This is a genomic window from Rhizobium sp. 01T444 (assembly GCF_056398305.1).
In genome coordinates this window covers 1-18770 of sequence record NZ_JBFTPD010000060.1, presented here as the reverse complement: position 1 = coordinate 18770, position 18770 = coordinate 1, and the positions used below count along the sequence as shown (strand labels likewise).

Here is an 18770-nt window from a genome sequence, read left to right as displayed (position 1 = left end):
ACATTAGGTGCCGGCGAAGTCTCTACTCCATCTGCTTTCGTTGCAGGACGAAGAAATCGATCAGATTACAGCAGTCGTTCAGAAATGGTCTTCCGCCCATCGGACGCCCGTGGACAGTCAACGTGGACGCCGGGCGATGTGTGAGGCGGTGAGCATGGTCCTTCTTGCCAAGCAATCGCATGAACTTCTCTATGCAGAGCTTAGCCGCCACATGGACAAGCCAGTTATAGAGTTCGAAACGAACGCGCCAGCAACGCCAGCTTCAGCTCCTTGATGCACTTCGCATAGCTCGCAATGCTTGTCCTGTCGGCAGGACACAAAGAGCTACACCTCCGATGCCGCCGCGCTCGTGCAGGCTGGCGTGCGGCATAAAAAGTTGATTATGGATGTTCTGTGGCTCGCAAATATCGGTATAGAAAGCGGATCTCTCGATTGCGGTCCGATCGATCATGGTATTCCCAAGGACGACATCGCCTGCCCTTACTTTTTCATAGGCGCTCCAGCGTCGTGAAAAACGGCTGCTGCTCAACATTTTGCTTAACTATCACGCCACGCCGAACGTTTCGCACAAGATCATTATGCCCGACACAACGGCGGTCGTCATTGATAGTAGGCGATGAGGGCTTGCCAGCTTTGCTCCGCCAATCGGCTGTCCCAATGCTGTAGCCCGCTATTTGTCCGCCCGGCGTCACCAGGTAGGCGATCGGCAGATGCGCGAGCTATTGAAGGGCCAACGCCACCGCAAGTGATGCCCGCAACTGCAGCATGTTCCTTCAATAACGCAGCATCCTAATGTTGAAAGTCCAAAGCAAGAACAAATAAGCACTGAGCCAGCACGACGTCATCTAGAGCTGCGGAGACACGAGATTCGACAGTTCCGCAATGCCGAAGGCGCTGAAAGACGACGAGCAGCACTAGGGGAACATTTCAGTTCCTTCTATTGTCGACCAGCTACCCCACAGGCTCCTGCCCTCAACAGGACTTAGGTGCTATGGTCTCCCAACCCTTCCGAATGTGATACGGGTGGATAATCTTGCTGAGCAATTTTGTGGATCACCAAGGCCAGAGCCTTGTCGATATCCGGTCCATCAAGGACGAAGGGATCCTCGGAAATCACATGGAGAGCGCACGCGGCAATCCGAGCAGCCTCGACGTCAGTTGCCGCAAAGTGGGCGGCCACTTCCATCAGGAACGATGGTTCTGACTGATAACATTTGTCGAGCACGTCACACCCTCCCAGATCGGTCGACGGCTGCACGCGTAAACGCGCCCAATGCCAACGGATCAATTCTCCGGACGGTGTTGCGATTATATCCTATCGAGCGGCAACGATCTATCATCACAACTGGTTAACCCTCACAGGACGTGGAGCGGTTCCCTAAAGGCGGGCGGAACCGCATCGCCAAGATGGGTGCACCAATCATCCGCAAGATCGACAATCTCCGAACCGCTTGGAACTGGCAATATAGCCCGACGAGAAAAATCCGCCGGGGGTTCCGACGGGCTTAGAAAGTGGTCTTTGGGATAGATACCCTTCTTCGTGCCGAAAAGGTGGCTCGCTTCAGCAGGGAGAACTTAGGCACAAGTCGAATTGTTCCTCGCTTGTCCGAGAAACAGGTTTGGCGGGGGCAGACCGCGTCATCTTTTGATGGTAACGCTCGGCGTTAAGGTTATAGCCCCGTCTTCGGCCATCCCCCGGCCAAATTCGGCACTAAACCAATATTCCAACTCCGTTAAAGCACAACTTTTAATCGATGCGGCAAACTGAAAATTCAGCCATCATTACGCCTTGGGAACAAACCCCACAGCAAATCCGAACAATCGACCAATTTTCACTAAAGTTTCGAGCGTTGGGTTCGCGCTCCCGGCTTCGATCTCGGCAACTTGGCGTCTTGTGAGCGATAGCGTCTTGGCGAATTCATTCTGCGTCAAACCAAGCCCCTTACGGATTTCGACAACCGCTTCAGGCAGCCTTAAGTCGCCAGTTCGAGCACGCTCCGCAAGTGTTCGCCGGTTTTCGAGAATCTCTTCTTTCGTGGGTTTCTTCCATCGAGCCATTTAGCTGTCTTTCGGCATTAGTGGCACGCCGCCAGAACGCTGTCTGTGATCGCGATGCAGCGTTCCATCGCACGGTCCAGAATCTCCGGAGACGCTTTCAAATCTTTCGCCATAGCCGGAGCCTGGCGCAGATGGTCGGCAAACTCGGAAAGCGTAGCCGCGAGCGTTTTGTGCTCTGCAGGATCAGGCATCAATTCGGCACAAATGCGCTTCCAATCGGGAAGATGATCGCGACCGCCGTCACGCATCATAGCCCATCGGGTGGAGCGAACGATCCCCTCCTTGGCGAGCCGCATAGGCGCGAAATCGAAGAGCGGAGACAGGCAGATCGTGCCGTCCTGGTGCTTGCTGAGAGCCGAATTCCGGCCGTGATTGTCGGGATTGCCGAGCGCCAGATTGGCGATGTCGCGCTTCAGGTATTCCACAACGTCCGAGAAGGGATCGGCCGAATATTGGCGCAGAACGGCGATATAGGCTTCGTGCGTGCCGACATAGCCGAAATCAGCAATGCCGATCGCCGACACGAGGCTTTCCTGACCAAGGCGAACGGTGCCGCCGCCGTCTCTCTTCTTCCGGTCGAAACGGGGAATGATCAGAACGCCTTCGGCATAGGTCGAGGGTTCGTTGACATCAAGACCGATTTCTTGAGCGATCAGCGAATAGAGGGCCTCGCCTTTAAGAATCAGGCGGTCCACGGGTTCATTGCTGCGTACCAGCTTGACGATGACGTGGCGCGCAGCCTCGTCATCGGTCACGAAGCTGTCGGGATAATAGAGGCCGTCATTCGCCTGCGTCATCGAGACCTTCGGCCATTCGCCTTGCAGGCCGCTGGAGCCGGAGGCCAGCATTCCAAAGCGGTCGGCGACTTCCATGAAGCGATCTGACCGTTCAAGGATTTCCGCTTCTGTCACCCCTTGGCGCTCAACACCGCGCAGCCGTTCCGCTTCGGCGTCCGCCGCTTCTTTGAGGCGGATATTGCCTATGCCTCCCGTTGCCGATCGCAAAAGCAGCGGGAGATCAGAGGCGCGCGAGCCTTCAGCAAGGCTGAGATGCTCGGCAAGCTTTCGCCTTGCATGTCCCTGCGGCATGAGATCCAAAAGGAAAGGCGGCCAGCTGCTGCCATATCGATTTTCAAGATCAACGGGGTAACGGACGGACAAGGCGCGATGGTCGCGCACCGTCTTTCCGGCCGCAAACTCCGCCGATGCCACATTGACGAAATAGTCGAGATCGTAGTCAACTATGGACGCGCCCTGAAAACCGGCCGCGTCGTCCTTGAGTTCTAGCGTCGCGGCGTGATGCCACTCACCGTCAAAATGGGTTTGGAGCGTTAGTCGCATTAATTGACCCTTTCAATGGTGCAAATAATGCATTTTTTCAATTTATTCAACCCATCAAAGTGGGTTGAATAAATGTCGCTTAGCGGCGAATATGGTCAAGCCCAAGAAAGGCCTTACCGGTTGCTGATAGCGCCCCCAGAGCGTGAGGAGCGGCACATGAAGCAACAAGGAGAAGCGCCGGTCCCACGCCCATTTACAAGGTCGCGGTTAGCCGCGTCCGTTCGGCTGGTCTGGTTCCAACGTCGCCAGCATTCACCAGAGCTAAGTAAGCCAAGCGGATTTAGCGCCGTCTCGTCTGAGAGCGCCAGTAACGATCATCACGTAAGTCCGTAAACAGGTAGTGATTTGAGCAGCGCGTCGCCCACCCGCAGGCAAACCCGATCGTGATGTTGTCGAACACGGTCGGGCCGAGAACGGCGCCCAGTCCGACGCCGATCCCCATACCTCGAACATCGTTCGTTATGGTTCTTGGCCGCCTTCGCGTACGGTGGGTACCTTCGGGTCGGTTTCAACTTCGCCAGGAGTAAAAAAAGTCAAATACGCTACAGCAAGAATGACCGCCATGACGAATATCGTCAGCACGAACTTGATCATCCCTCCGCTGGCTTTTTGTTCTGTTTCGGTCATGCCGAGTACAACATGGATTAGGCGTCGAAGTTCCCCCGCCGGGCATACTTCGCGATTGCCAAGGGGTGATCCTGCAGCCGAAGCAAAGTATTTCATCGCAATTCCCGATCCGCGCTCTATTTCTACCTTCAGAAGGAGCATCGACGTGGAAAAACTCAGAGAATTTGCTTCAAGCACGAATGGCGATCAGTGGTTTCTTGGCTTCGACACTGCCACCGACAGAGAAGTGGTCGTTCACCGCGGCAATCCATCGTCAGGTGGCCATGAAACGACAATCCCTGTGAATTCGTTTTTGAATCAGCGGCCGTTTGGCCCGGAACATCAGGCTTTGAACTCGTTACTTGCGGATCGAAGAGCATCCGAGATCGAAGAGACCCCTGCCAAACTGGTCTAGCCCGTGGGAGGATGCCCACCGAAGCCCCAACTTCTCTAGGGTTAAAACCCAATCAAACTATTGATTAAATTATCTCTGTATGATTCACTTCGGTAATAATGGGAGTTTGAATCATGGCAGGAGAATTCTGGCTTGATGACCGACAGTGGGCGGTGATCGCTGCTCTGCTTCCGACGAACCAACCCGGCGCTCATCGAACTCATGACCGCCGGGTGATCAGCGGGATTATCCACGTCCTGCGATCGGGTTGCCGGTGGCAGGATTGTCCAGCTTGCTACGGACCTTCGACAACCATCTACAATCGCTTCCATCGCTGGTCTGCCAAAGGAATATGGCGGCGGCTGTTTGAAGCCCTGGTGCAAACGACCGATCAGGACATTCACATGATCGACAGCACCACCGCAAAAGCGCACCGCTCCGCCGCTGGCGGAAAAGGGGGGCGGATGCCGAAGCAATCGGTCGCTCGCGAGGCGGCAGATCGACAAAAATCCACGCTGTTGTCGATGGTTGCGGCCGTCCAATCGCGCTGCGGATAACGCCTGGACAGCGCGGCGACGCCCCCGTTGCCATTCCACTGATCGACCCCTTGCCGCCGAGCCGCATCTGCGCTGCCGATACCGCTTACGACAGCAACGCGTTGCGCGACTTTCTCACTGCACGCGGCACCGAGCCTGTCATTCCCAACAATCCAACCCGAAAGCAGATCAAACCGTTCGACCCCGTCGCCTACCGCCGGAGAAATATCATCGAACGTGCTTTCTGTCGCCTCAAGGACTGGAGGCGTGTCGCAACTCGATATGACAAGCTCATGCTCAACTTCGCGGCAACTTGCTACATCGCCGCCATCGTCATTTGGTGGGCCTGATTGAGTCTGGAGCCTAGTGCTTGAGGCCGTATGCGTAAGCAGCGGCCTTTTTGCTTGTCAGGAAGTCTTCCTCGACTGGTCACCGGTCCACGCGCAAAAAGCAGCAAATCGCACGATGAAGGAATGCGCCTATTCTCCTTCGGCTCCCAAGCCCTTTGGGCCCGTGAGTTGGCGTAAATCTTCACCGAGAGATCTAACCGCATCCATTGTCACAGCCAGCGCCGACATGATCATTGCTACGTCATGGTCCTTACCTGCCTGCGACAGCTCGTAGGATCTGGTCTGAAGCTGGTGGCTGATTGAGGTGAGCTGTGCAAAAGTTTCTTCGGTCATGGCAATCCTCCGAAGGTCTAAAGCCCCTGTGGAGGTTTTCGTTCCCAACATTCAAAAGGCATCTGCTGTGCCGTGGCGAAGAAGAGCCCACTGGCGCTGAAAGGACCGATTGAAACAGTCTTGATGGTGCGTCGTGGATGGCCGCCGAAAGCCGCCCGCTCAGATCGTACCATGTCGATCAAAGCACCGTGGGATGAGGCGTAACACTCCATCAACGCAGCCATCACCGGCTTCAGGTCTTCTTGCGCTCTTCTCTTTCCAAACCTTCACGACTGTTCTATCGACCTGAGCGTCACAAGGTAGTTTCTCCTGCGGGATGTTCCGCCGAGAGTGAAGATTTGGCAGGTTCCAGGCGACGCGCGCAGCAGTATCCATAGCTCATGGGCACCATCTTGCATTGCGTTAGTCCACGGGGGAGGCGTCGATTTCAAGATCGGGCTCGGCGCGCCTGGATCAGAGAGAATATGACCGCCGCGACGACATCATCGATATCGCCCGATCGCTGTTGCGACCGGGCAGGTGACGAGGAAAGGGGCCGACCATGAATCGCGAGGATAGCGACGGTGGCGAGCTCGGCCTCAAAGCGGAACACGATGGCGCGGGGCAGTCGGTCCCGCTTGCGCCCACGCGCAAGCTCCTGCGGCTGCCCTTCCTCGCGTCCCTCGTGTGACGCGAATTCCCGCTTTCCCGCACTTCTGGTGCGGCCGCCTTGCTGAAAGCTCCGATACGCTTCATTGTTTTCGAACTTGGGTAGATCAGATGATCTTTGCCTCTTACAATCTGGGAGTGCAAGGTGATTAAGGCGACTTGAGGGTCCCCCAACGGCCTCGTAATTTGCGCAGGGCACATTTTGGCAGCCACCCCTCGATCAGTGCAGGATTGCGCCAGAACAGGGTGGACGTCTATTCACGAAGGTTGTGCAACGTAAGAAGAATTTCGGACCAAGGTCCGTGTTGTAAGCGCTCTGGTTGTGCTATCTGACTCTTGGTAGAAAAAACGAAAGGCACTGGTCGCCGATATCAAACGTGCGCGGACGACGCTTACCGACTCGCGTTCGCCGACAGGTTTTGACTCCTCGAGAGCATACAAAGACGCACGAGTGGAGTTCGAGCCAGGCTCGTGACCATCGGCAGTGTGACGGCACCGGAAAACACATTCACCGTCCATTGATTTCAGCGCGCTTGGCTATACAACTTGGAACACAGGCACCTATTTGGTCGCAGAGTATAGATCGGATGGAACATTCCAAGGCGGCGAAGAAGTTGAACCAGCACCAAGCCAACGAAGAGCAGCGGTATCGGCTTCTTGTCGAAGCGATCACCGACTACGCGATCTACATGCTTGACCCGGAAGGCATGATCACGAGTTGGAATCCCGGTGCAGAGCGCCTCAAGGGATATAGCGAAAAGGAGATCGTCGGCCGCCACTTCTCGACCTTCTACACCGAGGACGATCGAGCCGATGGCCTGCCAGCACGGGCTCTTCAAATTGCGCAACTGGAGGGGCGTTTCGAGCGCGAGGGCTGGCGCCTTCGAAAGGACGGCACGCGCTTCTGGGCGAACGTCATCATCGATCCGATCCGCGACGCCCAAGGTAGTCTCATCGGCTTTGCGAAAATCACACGCGACATCAGCGAAAAAAGGGCCGCCCAGGAGGCAATCTTCCAGGCCCAGAAGATGGAGGCTGTCGGTCAGCTCACCGGTGGGCTGGCGCATGACTTCAACAACCTCCTGATGGCAATTCTGGGCAGCCTGGAAATCGCCCATAAGCGCGCTGTACGCAAGGACGTCATCGACCTCATCGAAAATGCCATCCAGGGCGCTCAGCGAGGAGCGGCCCTTACGCAGCGCCTGCTGGCATTTTCGCGCAGGCAGGAACTTCAGCTTCGTCCCGTCAATGTCGCCGAGCTGGTCGACGGCATGGTCGAAATGATGCAGCGCACGATCGGGCCCGGCATTGTGATCGAGACTGACCTTTCGGCGGATCTTGCGGAGGCAAGAACCGACGCCAACCAGCTTGAGAGCGCACTTCTCAATCTTGTCGTAAATGCGCGTGACGCAATGGCCGGCCAAGGACGGATAGCTATCACCGCGCGAACGGAGGCGGTGTCCGAGAGCCAAGATCCTGAGCTTGCCGCGGGTAGCTATGTCTGTCTGGCAGTTCGGGATCAGGGTGAAGGTATGGACCCACAGACCCTGGCCAGCGCGATTACACCGTTCTTCACGACCAAAGGCGTCGGGAAGGGGACTGGGCTCGGATTGCCGATGGTCCACGGCCTGATGGCGCAGTCGGGCGGCAAGCTGTTTCTCCGATCGAAGCAAGGCGCCGGAACTACAGCGGAGCTCTGGATTCCCGTTTCAGATGAAACCGACGCCGAAACTGTCCCCGCGCAGGAAGTCCCATCCTCAGAATCGGAGGCGCTCCACCCGATGACGGTGCTGGTCGTCGACGATGACGGGTTGGTCCTAATGAACACCGTTCTATTGCTTGAAGACCTCGGCATGGAGACGATGCAGGCTTCGTCCGGCGAGGAGGCGCTTTCCGTCCTCGAGGCAGGCCCGCTTCCCGACGTCGTCATTAGCGACCATGCGATGCCACAGATGACGGGTGCACGCCTCTATCAAGAAATTCGCCGCCGCTTTCCCGCGCTTCCCGTCGTTCTGGCTACCGGCTACGCGGAGTTGCCGAGCGGTGCCGAGGATGTTTCCGGAGCGATCCGGCTATCAAAACCTTTTAGTCAGGATCAGTTGTCGCGAGCCTTGGCGGAAGCCGACAGAAAACGAGAAAGCCGGACCTAAGACTTTCAAAGCAAGCACTATCGGTTGAGACGGTGGCTTTCAGGCAATCCCCGACAAATCCCACCGAACGCCGAAGCCGAACCTGCCGATAAAGCCGAGAGCCGAATTTGCGGGTGGAACTGGAGAGTGGACGATAGATGTCGGACCTGATCAACGCCAATGCAATTTGGTGTTCCGTATCGTCAACCATATTTTAGCTGACCGCAACTTTGCATTGTCGACGGATAGCATGGAGGCGTGGCACGACCATGAGCCTGGCAAACGCTGCAGCGGCCAGATCCGCAAACGCCTAGATAGGCCGGCTCCGCCGCCTTTCCCCTCCAGCAAGAGCTCGTGCACGTCCTGGATCGCCCTTTCGTAGAACCGAATCCCGACGTCTGTTGGCGACAGCCCGGTGCGTCGGGCGTACGAGCAGCCGCACCTGCAGACGGTCCGCCAGTTGGCCGGCGGACATGAGGCCGATGCGTCCTGGTGTCATTGATGTTTTGACAAACGCAAATATAACTGAAACGACCTCATGAGCGAGGAGGCACGGTCCAACTGGGTCCGCGCTATTTGGTTTCGAAAGAAGAGATATGCCGAAACAGAAGAAGTCTGCCGTTGTTAGCACAGGCATTACGGGTCTGGACGAAATCCTGCGTGGCGGGCTTCCGGCGTCCAATCTCTACATGATTCAAGGCGCGCCTGGCTCCGGCAAGACAACGGCTGCCCTCCAGTTCTTACGGGCGGGGGTTGAGGCTGGTGAAAGCTGCATCTATGTGACCCTCTCGCAGACAGCTGCCGAACTCGAGGCGATCGCTGCGTCGCATGGTTGGACGCTCGATGGTATTCGAGTGGAAGAATTGACAACCTCAGGCAGCATTAACGAAGCGGATGAACAGAGCATTTTCTTGACCTCTGACTTGCGGCTTGACGAAACACGCAAGGCAATCGAGGCGGCCATTGATAAGCATAAGCCCCGTCGACTCGTCTATGATTCCCTTCTCGAAATCCGACTGATCACCGGCGATTCTCCACGGTTTCGTCGTGAATTGATCGCCTTCAAAGCTTTCCTGGCCAAGCGAAACGTGGTCGCGCTGTTACTCGACACGCAGACGCCTGGGTTCGATCGCAACGGCGAGGAGGTGGAAGGGTTGGCGCACGGCGTCATTCGATTTGACAAAGCGCTCGAAGAATACGGTGGTGTGCGCCGTCGCATCGAAGTATCCAAGCTGCGCGGCGTTCCGGTCGCTGACGGATACCATGATATGGCCATTCGGCAGGGAGAGGGCGTTGTGGTGTTTCCCCGGATCATGCCGAGCACGGGATTGGAAAACACCAAGCCGCAACTGATCAAGTCCGGCGTCGCGGCCCTCGACGACATGTTTGGCGGGGGCCAGGAGGCCGGCACCACGACGCTTGTTATCGGCCAGTCCGGCACCGGCAAGTCGACAATGTCATCTCTTTATGCCACCGCCGCGCTTGAACGCGGCGAGAGTGTCGCGCTGTTCCTGTTCGAAGAGCGCTTGGAAACCTTCTTCCGTCGTTCCGAAGGCCTGGGTATGGAGCTGCGGCAGTTTCACAAGGACGGAAAGCTAATCCTGCGGGATTTCAACCCGAACGAAATCTCACCCGGCGAATTCGGCCGAATCGTCCAGGATGCGGTCACTGAGAACAAGGTCCGTGTCGTTGTCATCGATAGCCTAACCGGGTATCTAAACTCTCTGCCGCATCGGGAAAAAGCAGTGCGCGACATCCAGTCGCTTCTGAAATTCCTGGCTCGGTCCGGCGTGCTGACGATGTTGATTGTCGCTCAGCATGGCTTGCTCGGTCAAAACGTTGGTATTGACGTCGATGTCAGCTTTCTGGGCGACACCGTTCTGCTTTTGCGGATCATTGAGCACGAAGTACGGCTGCGCCGAAGCATCACGGTCGTAAAAAAACGGCATGGCCCGCATGACCTCAACGTTCAGGAGTTACTGATCGAGAGCGGAAGCGTCAGCGTCGTCGCCTATAATCCGCTTCCTGATCCGAAATGAGCGGACATCCGTGCGAGAGTGAAATTGATTGGGTGCTCGTTCTCGCCCCTTTCCGCAAGGACGCCGATTATATTGCTGCCTTGCTTCGGGAGCAAAGGGTCGAGGTGGTGGCGTTACGCGGAAGCGAAGATGTCGCCCATCACCTCGCTATGTCGCCGGGCGTTATCGTCATCGCCCACGAAGCCCTGAACCCACAGATCGTGGCAAGCATCAGTGAACATCTCGCGGGGCAGCCCGACTGGTCAGAAGTTCCCATCCTGGTACTGCTTGAACGAGCCGCATCCATCGCCAAAATTCGCACTCAGCTTGAACGCGCATGGTCCGGTTCGCGGCTATTGTTTCATACCCGACCGATCGCTCAGCTGGAACTTGTCAACAGCATTCAGTCAAACCTGCTCGTCCGTTTGCGTCAGCGTCAGGTGCGCGATGCCATCGATCGCGAAAGAGAGCTGCGTCTCGAGCTCAATCATCGGATCAAGAACATCTTGGCAAGCGTCAGCTCCATCTTCCAGATGACGCAAAGAGGCGCGACCACCCTTGAGGGGCTTTCCTCGGAATTCAAGGGACGCCTTCAGGCATTGTCGGATGTGCACAGCGCGGTCTTCGAGGCAGGCGGGGAGGACGTCTTCCTCTCCTCTGTCGTCGAGCTGACGGTCGCGCCATACAACACCCGAACGAAGCGTCGGATCAACGTTCGAGGGCCCGAGATCGCGGTGGGGCGGGACGCGGCGACGACAATTGCTCTTTGTCTGCATGAGCTCATTACCAATGCTGTCAAATACGGAGCCCTCTCCAACGGGGAGGGGTCAGTAGACATCGTGTGGGACGTTTGCGAGACGGACGCGCCAGTGTTTACACTGGATTGGGCGGAAAGCGACGGCCCCGAAGTCTCAGTGCCAAGCCGGCAAGGCTATGGCACGCGATATGTTCGCTCAGCACTCGGGTCATTGTGCGGGTCAACGCCGGAGATCAGTTTCGCCCCTGAAGGTTTCAGATGCCATGTTTCCGGTCCACTGCGCCGGCTGGCCACATGGTAGCCCGGTGTGCCGTATGTCCGGCAACGCAAGCGTCATAAACATGCAAATTTAACGTCTCCTTGTGGATCGTTCGTGTTCCGAGCGCGTTTACGGACTCTATGCCTGTAGTAAAACTGAGCACAGCACCGTCGGAGTTTCGCATGGACTACAACGGGATCACTGTTCTGGTCGTGGAGGACGAAACACTTATTCGCATGAACATAGCATTGTCGCTCGAACAAGAGGGTTTTCGCGTATACGAAGCCGAAAATGCCGATCAAGCGATCGCCATCCTGGAGGCCCACGCGGAGATAGGGCTGATGTTTACGGACATCGATATGCCGGGAAGTATGGACGGGTTGAAGCTTGCGACGGCCGTTCGCAACAGATGGCCGCCGATCAAGATCATCGTGACTTCAGGTCATCGGGAGATGAGCGACAGGGTTCTTCCGGTAGAAGGAAGGTTTTTTGGAAAGCCATACAATCCTGCAATCGTCATGACGGCGATGAGAGAGATGGTGGCGTCGTCTTAAAAGCTCGAGTCCAAGACTCCGCCTCGCTTGCAGACAGCATCCTCGTCGCGCGTCTTTCCCGGTGACGCTCAGCGGACTGCTCTTCGCGTCGACGGCGCAACCGGCGATCGGACTTACGGCAGGATCGGCGGTATATGATAGACGACGCAGTCGTATTTATTGTTCTGGCGGTGTTCTCGCATCTCGCCGCCATAGGCCTCTGCAATCCGCCTGCTGGCCAGATTTTCCTCGGCCACCGGATACTCGAAATACCGGACCGGATGCATCCTGCTCACCCACCTCGCCACGGCGCCGATCAGCTCGTGACCAAACCTTCTTCCATGCACGTCGCGGCGTAACCAGATTCCAAGCTCGGGTGTCCCGGATTGAAGGGCGTGTACGCCGAGAATGCCAAGGCACCGACCATCGTCGCGACCGCGGGGGACGAGCGTAAGCTCCGATCCTTCGTCCATAGCAGGTAGCCAGTTTTCCCACACTTCGGCAAAAGCCTCTTCGGTCGGAGGCGGTTCCCAGGCCGTGAACTGCGTGATCTCAGGAGAGATACAGGCAAATACCTCGCCTGCGTCCTCGGGTGCGAAGGGGCGGATGATCGTGCGTTCCGTCGGTATTTCGATGTCCCGCATTTGTCTTGTCCAGCGCGCTCGTAAGTTTTCTACCGGGCTGAATGCTACCTTAACCGGGTTAGCGCCGGTAGCAATTCGCAAAGATTCCCTTGGGTTGGCGCGCGATGCCCCCTTTGACGATGATCGCTTTGAGTCAGCGTCATTCCGCAAGCGCTGGCCTGGCGGCGCCTTGATCACAATGCGTTAGAAAGTTCGGAGGGTTACCGCCATAACGGGACGCCGCTTCGCGCCAGCAGCGGTGGAATTTTTTCCGATTTCTTTAGTTGCGCTCGATAAGGTTTGCGAGATCAATTCCTTGGAGGTCTCATGGATTTCGGCGACTTCAAGACATATTCGTTCGCCGCGGCACCGATAATCCTCTTCAGCGCACCGTTGACATACTGGCAACTTGCGAAAGACAAGTTCAGAGCCGGGCAAACGTGGCTGATGATCAAGGTCCTGCTCATAGATGCGGCAATAACAGCATTCGGCGGATGCTCCTGGGGCGACGTATGCACTACCAGCGACTCTGTGAAGGGACTTGCCGCCATGATCGGACTAGCGGGGTTGTTCCTTTCTTTCCTGTTGGTCCCCGTGCTTGGCGGTGGACTTCTGGGACAGGGGCTGGGTTGGGCAATTTGGCGGCTCACGAAGCAATTCCGATCTTGATGTCTTGGAAGGTAGCTTTTGGGCGGGTAGGAGCCTTTTGGGCCCATATCATCCTGAGGGATAGTTCCACGGCAGAAGGCCCTCAATCTGGTTCTGCTCATGGTCGTTGATGATAGCTGTGAGCGTGGCGGTCAGGTTCAATGTGCCTTTGGGACCATGCCCCGGCCCCCTTTGACTTGCAAGCCGGCGCCTGCGGGTGCAAAATCACGCTTGGAGCGAAAAAGGGACGTCGCAGAAGCGTCCTGGAATCTGGCGTTACGGCGCCTGGTCCCCCGAACTCGATGAAGCTGCCGCATGTCGCGGCGGCCCGCGAGAAAGGGTGACCAGAATGTCCTCGCAATCCGTTTCCCGTTTCGTTGTCGTTCATGAAGACGACGTCGGCGTCAGCCATGGCGCTAACACCGCTTTCCTCGAGTTCACCCGCCTGGGGCTCTGCACTGCCGGCTCGGTGATGGTGCCGTGCCCGTGGTTTGCGGAAATCGCTGCCATCGCCCGCGACAATCCGGAGCTCGATCTCGGCGTGCATCTGACCCTCAACTCGGACATGAAGCCCTATCGCTGGCGTCCGCTGACCGGTGTATCGGATAGGGGCCTCACCGATCCGGACGGCTATTTCTGGGCCGAAGTGCCCGACGTGCGCCGCAACGCCGATCCGGCGGCGGTGCAGCGCGAGCTGCGCGCCCAGATCGACACCGCGCTCGCTGCGGGCATCGATGTGACCCACCTCGATTGCCATATGGGTACGGCGATGATGCCCGAGTTCGTTGCCGTCTACGAGCGGCTGGGGGCCGACTACCGCCTGCCGATCCTCATGATGAAAGACTACATGACGTTCTCCGTCATGGACTATGTCGGTCCCGTGACGACGACGGAATTCGACGCAGCATCGTGTCGGGCGCGGCGGCGCGGGAATCCGATTGTCGACTTGCAGCTAGAAACGCCCTGGGCGTGGCCGCAGGGCATCGAGGCGGCCTACCGCGACCTGTTCTCGCGAGTGCCCGAAGGCGTGAGCTGGCTTGCCCTGCATTTTAATGCACCCGGCGAGATCGAGCGCATGGCGAGCGATGCGGCCTTCCGGACGGGAGAATATGAGTTTTTCCGCAGCGGACGGGCCGCAGAGCTGATGGCCGAATACGGCATCGAGCCGGTGGGTGTGCGGGATTGGCGGGACCGGATGCGCGGATAGGAGACGTCCAGGCGTCCCGAGCTCACTTAGCGCCAAAGCAATGTGCCGGGTCGGCCCAAGGCGCGAAGGCGGCGCAGACCGCGAAATCGTGCTGCCCGGACCGGTCCCAGTCGGTCCGCCTTGGGCCTGAGCGTTTCTGAACTGATTTATCCGCATACTTCTACGGCGACCGGAGCGCCTCTGACATCGCCGTGCGACCGACATCGCGGTCGACGGGCACGTGACGTGCGGGGCACTAATCCCGGACCCCTGTCGTCACCGTATCGATTGCATCTTCCGGCAGCGACAGATGTCCCTCCCCAGATTGGCACTTGTTGGTGAAGGTCGGGCTCCGGCTTTCTGCTCGGAGCCAGGGAAAATTATAAAACGCATTCGTCGCCGCGCCAGTTATTTGGCCGACTGTCAGCACGCCAAGCTTGATTTCCCGCCTCTTTCTCACCGGCGGAGAACATGCGCGATCCGCAGTCAGGGCAGGACGACGCTCGCATATCTCGCCGTATTGTCCTTTGCTCTGCTAGGGGTTTGCCGGCCAGACCGCGAGGTAGGTGAACGCAGATGGAGCTCAAGGCGCTCGACAAGAACACTCGCCACCCGGRGCACGTGATCGCGGTTGAATCGTCGCGCTTCGTATAGCGACCACTTGTCGAGCATCGCGGACCACGCGTTACGGAGACGATCTTGCCCTATCGAACGAGCTGCGTGGTTTCATGTTCGGCGTGCTCAGTTGCGGGTTGGCTTCACCTCGACGGTAAAGATGCGAAACTGTCCAGCCCATTGCTTTTTTTGGCTTGTGCGTCGATCTTTTTGCAGGCATCCCCGAACGGATCGCGCATCGGCACCAATGGCGAAGCACCAAGGAGGAGAAGCGCTTTCAAGTGTTTCCAGCCGCCTTCCTCGCCCAGCACCGGCGCATAGGATGTCATCGTGGTGCGTTCCTCACTGTAGAGGCGCTTGTATTCCGCAAAATTGGAGAAGTCCTCGTGATTGCTTCCCAGGAGATGGAAGGTCTCCGCCGCGGCACCTTCGGCAAGGATGACTTCATGCGTGTCGAGCAGAACGGCATAGTACTCGATCGACATGTCGTCGGCCGGGGTGACCGGTGCAATGGTCGTACCGTTCACGAGATCCTTCACACGGATCAGAACGCCGTTCAGATACAGCGCATGGCCTGGCGATAGGTAGAGATCGGAATGTGGTGTGCGGCTATCCAGCGCGTGGCGGGAAACCCGGATCGGCACGACGCCTTCATGCCAGCGTGCGCCGCTCTTCTTGAAGACCTGGCGACCGACCCATTTGATGGGACGGGTGCTCCCGTCCGGAAGGGCAACGCGATCGCCGATGCGCAGATCCTCGACGGGCTTTTCACCGCAATCCGTAAGGATCGCCGTCCCGCGCAGGAAACACTGCGGGCCGCCGCCACCGCCACCGTTTCCGCCAGAGCCACCGCTTCCGCCAGAGCCTCCGTGCCCACCGGAGCCGCCGTGTCCACCGGAGCCGCCCCGCCCCCACCGGCGCCCCAACGCATTCGCGGGAGAGGTGGAAATTGCCGTCGCCAATGCCGCAACGCCGGCAAGCCGGGCACCGGCCGCAGCGGCAACACCTAGAAAATGTCTGCGCGCGGTATTGCGTGGCAGATTTCTTTCTTTAAGGCATGTCATCTTGACGCTCCTCTGATTTGGCTTGGTGCCTACCAAGTGTTGTCGAAGCCCACGACCGTGGGTTTCCTTTCGACTTCGCCGAATAGACAGTCGTTTAGAATAATATTTTGAGGAGAACCGGCGTGGGACCAAGGTCTTACCCAGGGGCTATCAAAAAGTTCAGTGGTAAGCGCGATTTTCGATGCGCATTGACGGCGGTTGACGGATACTCGCGCTTAGCTGGGTAGCAGTACCCAGCCTTATCAGGCCGCGATGGTCTTGGAGTAATTGAACGGCAGCAGGTCGCCAATGTCGGCAGTTTCTTCGCGCTGAGGCAACTCAGTGAGGACGTGGCGCAGCCAGGAGAGCGGATCGACGCCACAGGCGCGGCAGGTCAGCATCAGACTGTAAATCACCGCGCTTGCCCTGGCTCCGTCAGCGGTATCGCTGAACAGCCACGATTTTCTTCCGGTCGCAAAAACTCTGATGTCGCGTTCCAGAATGTTGTTATCGATCGGCATCCTGCCGTCGCTGGTGTAGCGCGTCAGATAATCCCATTGGTTCAGGGTGTAGGACACGGCATCGCCGAGCTTTGTATCCGGCACGACCTTCGGCGCGATGTTGTCGAGCCATGTCTTTAGGGCGTTGAGGACAGGCAAGCTGTGCTGTTGCCGGAAACGGCGAATGCAATCGGCCTGCGTTTCGCCGGCGTCGGGCTTTCTGTCTTGCGCCTGCTTTTCGATCCGGTAGAGCTGCTCGAAGAACCGGAGTGCCTGTTCCGGCGGYCCGCCTCCATTCTTCCTGGTTTTGAGAGCCTCGACGAAGCGCCGCCGTGAATGAGCCATGCATCCGACATGGGTTGCGCCGTGTAATGTGCGCCAGGCGGTGTAGCCGTCACTCACCAATATGCCGCGATAGTCGCCGAGGAAGGTCTGCGGGTGGATCTGGCCGCGGCCGGGCTGATAATCGAGAAGCACGATTGGCTCGTCGCTGTTCTCGCCGCTTCGATAAGCCCACATGAAGGATGTGCTGGTGGCCTCCTTGTCCTTTTCTTTCAGGACCTGGACCGTCGTCTCATCGCCATGAATGAGAGGTTGCGATCGCAGCCGCAGTTTCAGAGCCTCATAGATGCGGTGCAGATGCTTCTCGCTCGAGCCGATGACCCAGTGAGCAAGTGCGCCACGGCTGATGGGAACGCCGGCCCGCTCGAATGTTTGCGCCACGCGGTAGAGCGGTGTGCCGTCGACGTATTTGTGGACGAGTGCGAAGGCCAGCGTCGAAGCGGTAGCGATGCTGCCCGGCAAGGGTTGCGGTGGCATCGGTGCGATTACCACAGGCGTGTTGATCCCGGTACGATCGCAGTGGCGGCAAGCGTACTTGAACCGCACATTCTGCAAAACCTTTGCCTTGACCTCGATATGGAGCTGCTCGGTAACAGCCTCGCCCATGCGGTGCATTTGGCTTTTGCAACAAGGGCAAGCTTTCTGATCGTCAGCAAGGTCGTATTCGACACGCTCGCGGGGCAGGTCTTCTGGCAGAGGTCTGCGGCCCCGCTTTTTACCCGCGGCGCCATCGACTGCTGGCAGGCCTGTATCCGGGAGATCGGTGACGTCGTCGCCATAATCACGATCTTCCTCGTCCGCGGCTTCTTCGGCTTCGTTGAAGAGGCGATCAATGTGCTTTTCGCTGCGCGGTGCAAACCGATGCAACCTTGCCAGCGCCAGTTCTTCTTCCAGCTTGACGACCCGTCGCGAAAGCGCTTCCTTCTCGGCTTTCAGCGCAGCGATTTCGGCAGCGTTTGCTGCCAACTGCGCCATCAGTTCTGCAACGCTTGGTTCGCTGGCCCGAGTCATCAGATTCTTGAATCTGAACCGCCCCCGCGCGTCAACAGCTCAATTCGCCATCTTCAGCCGGCGATCTGATATTGCCGCACCGGATGGCGCACCATCGCGTCGATATCGATGCCGTCGAGGATCCAGTGCAGTTGCTCGGTCGAGAGCATCACCACCGCAGTCTCTCGGCGGGGCCAGCGGAACCTGTCTTCCGTCAACTTCTTCAGCACCATGACAAAGCCGGACCGATCAAAGAACAAAAGCTTCACCCGATCACGCCGGCGATTGCAGAAGGCAAACACCGATGGAGCAAACGGGTCCAGCTCCATCACCTCTTGCACCAGGACCGCGAGGCTGTTGATGCCCGCGCGGAAGTCGATCGGCTCCCGATGGAGATAGACCTTGAGGTCAGCGCCCAGCCTGAACATGACCCAACGCTCCTATGATTGCCGCCAGGCCATCGACATCGCTGCATTCCAGCGTCAGGCTGACCCCGTTCGGCAGCACCGCGCTCAGCTTGGATGCATGAGATCGCTTGCCGACAGCCTCCACCTTCGTCAGTGGACCGCTGGCAGAAGACGAGTGCATATCCGTAGCTATCTGAACCGGAACGAACGTAGATACCGCAGGCAAAGCACGATCTTCTCTGGCTCTCYTCACCCACTTGCGAACGAGATTGGCGTTGACGCCGTGCTCCAGAGCTAGACGCGAAACCGAAACGCCGGGCTCTAAACACGCTGCGACAAGCTGATCTCGGGAGGCAGGGTCATATCGACGGCGGCCGTCGCGACCAACAAGCCGCACCTGCAGTTTAGGAGCATCTTCATCCATGATTTGGTGTCCACCTATTTTGGTGGACACT

At 57.8% G+C, this 18770-nt stretch carries 19 protein-coding genes; 9 read left to right on the top strand and 10 right to left on the bottom strand.

The window, feature by feature from the left end:
- Window positions 1-982: 982 nt before the first annotated feature.
- The 4 genes from AC1DTN_RS36415 to AC1DTN_RS36400 form a co-directional block, all read right to left on the bottom strand.
- Window positions 983-1225 (bottom strand): hypothetical protein, encoded by a 243-nt coding sequence (locus AC1DTN_RS36415; protein WP_477924933.1) that lies wholly within the window; start codon window positions 1223-1225, stop codon window positions 983-985.
- 557 nt (window positions 1226-1782) lie between these two features.
- Window positions 1783-2058, bottom strand: coding sequence for a helix-turn-helix transcriptional regulator (locus tag AC1DTN_RS36410; protein ID WP_477924932.1), 276 nt, complete (start codon window positions 2056-2058; stop codon window positions 1783-1785).
- A gap of 17 nt (window positions 2059-2075) precedes the next feature.
- Window positions 2076-3398, bottom strand: coding sequence for a type II toxin-antitoxin system HipA family toxin (locus AC1DTN_RS36405; RefSeq protein ID WP_477924931.1), 1323 nt, complete (start codon window positions 3396-3398; stop codon window positions 2076-2078).
- 459 nt (window positions 3399-3857) lie between these two features.
- Complete coding sequence (locus AC1DTN_RS36400; protein ID WP_162748114.1) at window positions 3858-4121, bottom strand: hypothetical protein; 264 nt, start codon at window positions 4119-4121, stop codon at window positions 3858-3860.
- 49 nt (window positions 4122-4170) lie between these two features.
- On the opposite strand from AC1DTN_RS36400, the gene AC1DTN_RS36395 reads away from it, so the two are divergent.
- Together AC1DTN_RS36395 and AC1DTN_RS36390 are read left to right on the top strand one after the other, a co-directional pair.
- On the top strand, window positions 4171-4419 hold the full coding sequence (locus AC1DTN_RS36395; RefSeq protein WP_162748115.1) for a hypothetical protein: 249 nt from the start codon (window positions 4171-4173) through the stop codon (window positions 4417-4419).
- A 113-nt stretch (window positions 4420-4532) separates the two neighbouring features.
- Window positions 4533-5284 (top strand): IS5 family transposase gene (locus tag AC1DTN_RS36390; RefSeq protein WP_477924930.1). Its coding sequence is split into 2 segments (ribosomal slippage): window positions 4533-4863 and window positions 4863-5284, totalling 753 coding nucleotides; the frame shifts between segments, so codons are not numbered across the junction.
- A gap of 129 nt (window positions 5285-5413) precedes the next feature.
- Here AC1DTN_RS36390 and AC1DTN_RS36385 read toward each other — a convergent pair.
- Window positions 5414-5617 carry a hypothetical protein gene (locus AC1DTN_RS36385; protein WP_113324757.1) on the bottom strand — a complete coding sequence of 68 codons (204 nt, stop codon included), beginning with the start codon at window positions 5615-5617 and terminating at the stop codon, window positions 5414-5416.
- 541 nt (window positions 5618-6158) lie between these two features.
- Between AC1DTN_RS36385 and AC1DTN_RS36380 the strand changes: the two genes are divergently transcribed.
- From AC1DTN_RS36380 to AC1DTN_RS36360, 5 genes are all read left to right on the top strand, one after another.
- A complete protein-coding gene (locus AC1DTN_RS36380; RefSeq protein ID WP_477924928.1) occupies window positions 6159-6287 on the top strand; it encodes a hypothetical protein in 129 nt (42 codons plus the stop codon).
- 565 nt (window positions 6288-6852) lie between these two features.
- Window positions 6853-8415, top strand: coding sequence for a PAS domain S-box protein (locus AC1DTN_RS36375; protein ID WP_477924926.1), 1563 nt, complete (start codon window positions 6853-6855; stop codon window positions 8413-8415).
- 575 nt (window positions 8416-8990) lie between these two features.
- A complete protein-coding gene (locus AC1DTN_RS36370) occupies window positions 8991-10433 on the top strand; it encodes a DUF7125 family protein (protein WP_113186302.1) in 1443 nt (480 codons plus the stop codon).
- Window positions 10430-11470 carry a sensor histidine kinase gene (locus AC1DTN_RS36365; protein WP_477924924.1) on the top strand — a complete coding sequence of 347 codons (1041 nt, stop codon included), beginning with the start codon at window positions 10430-10432 and terminating at the stop codon, window positions 11468-11470. The genes AC1DTN_RS36370 and AC1DTN_RS36365 overlap by 4 nt, the downstream gene beginning before the upstream one ends.
- Before the next feature lie 140 nt (window positions 11471-11610).
- On the top strand, window positions 11611-11982 hold the full coding sequence (locus AC1DTN_RS36360; RefSeq protein WP_477924922.1) for a response regulator: 372 nt from the start codon (window positions 11611-11613) through the stop codon (window positions 11980-11982).
- Window positions 11983-12095: 113 nt separating this feature from the next.
- Here the strand turns inward: AC1DTN_RS36360 and AC1DTN_RS36355 are convergent, their stop codons facing one another.
- Entirely contained in the window at window positions 12096-12605 is a 510-nt protein-coding gene (locus tag AC1DTN_RS36355) for a GNAT family N-acetyltransferase (RefSeq protein ID WP_113186299.1), read from the bottom strand.
- Window positions 12606-12911: 306 nt separating this feature from the next.
- Here AC1DTN_RS36355 and AC1DTN_RS36350 point away from each other — a divergent pair, with 306 nt between their 5' ends.
- Window positions 12912-13253 (top strand): hypothetical protein, encoded by a 342-nt coding sequence (locus AC1DTN_RS36350; RefSeq protein ID WP_477924920.1) that lies wholly within the window; start codon window positions 12912-12914, stop codon window positions 13251-13253.
- Window positions 13254-13581: 328 nt separating this feature from the next.
- Window positions 13582-14439: a polysaccharide deacetylase family protein gene (locus AC1DTN_RS36345; protein WP_477924918.1), complete on the top strand. Its 858-nt coding sequence runs from the start codon at window positions 13582-13584 to the stop codon at window positions 14437-14439.
- Between the two features lie 737 nt (window positions 14440-15176).
- Here the strand turns inward: AC1DTN_RS36345 and AC1DTN_RS36340 are convergent.
- The 4 genes from AC1DTN_RS36340 to tnpA form a co-directional block, all read right to left on the bottom strand.
- Window positions 15177-16097, bottom strand: a complete 921-nt coding sequence (locus AC1DTN_RS36340; protein WP_477924916.1) for a Hint domain-containing protein — start codon at window positions 16095-16097, stop codon at window positions 15177-15179.
- A 242-nt stretch (window positions 16098-16339) separates the two neighbouring features.
- Window positions 16340-17929 (bottom strand): IS66 family transposase, encoded by a 1590-nt coding sequence (gene tnpC, locus AC1DTN_RS36335; protein ID WP_477924914.1) that lies wholly within the window; start codon window positions 17927-17929, stop codon window positions 16340-16342.
- A gap of 53 nt (window positions 17930-17982) precedes the next feature.
- Window positions 17983-18336 (bottom strand): IS66 family insertion sequence element accessory protein TnpB, encoded by a 354-nt coding sequence (tnpB, locus tag AC1DTN_RS36330; RefSeq protein WP_477924912.1) that lies wholly within the window; start codon window positions 18334-18336, stop codon window positions 17983-17985.
- A complete protein-coding gene (gene tnpA, locus AC1DTN_RS36325) occupies window positions 18317-18739 on the bottom strand; it encodes an IS66-like element accessory protein TnpA (RefSeq protein ID WP_477924934.1) in 423 nt (140 codons plus the stop codon). The genes tnpB and tnpA overlap by 20 nt, the downstream gene beginning before the upstream one ends.
- Between the last annotated feature and the right edge of the window lie 31 nt (window positions 18740-18770).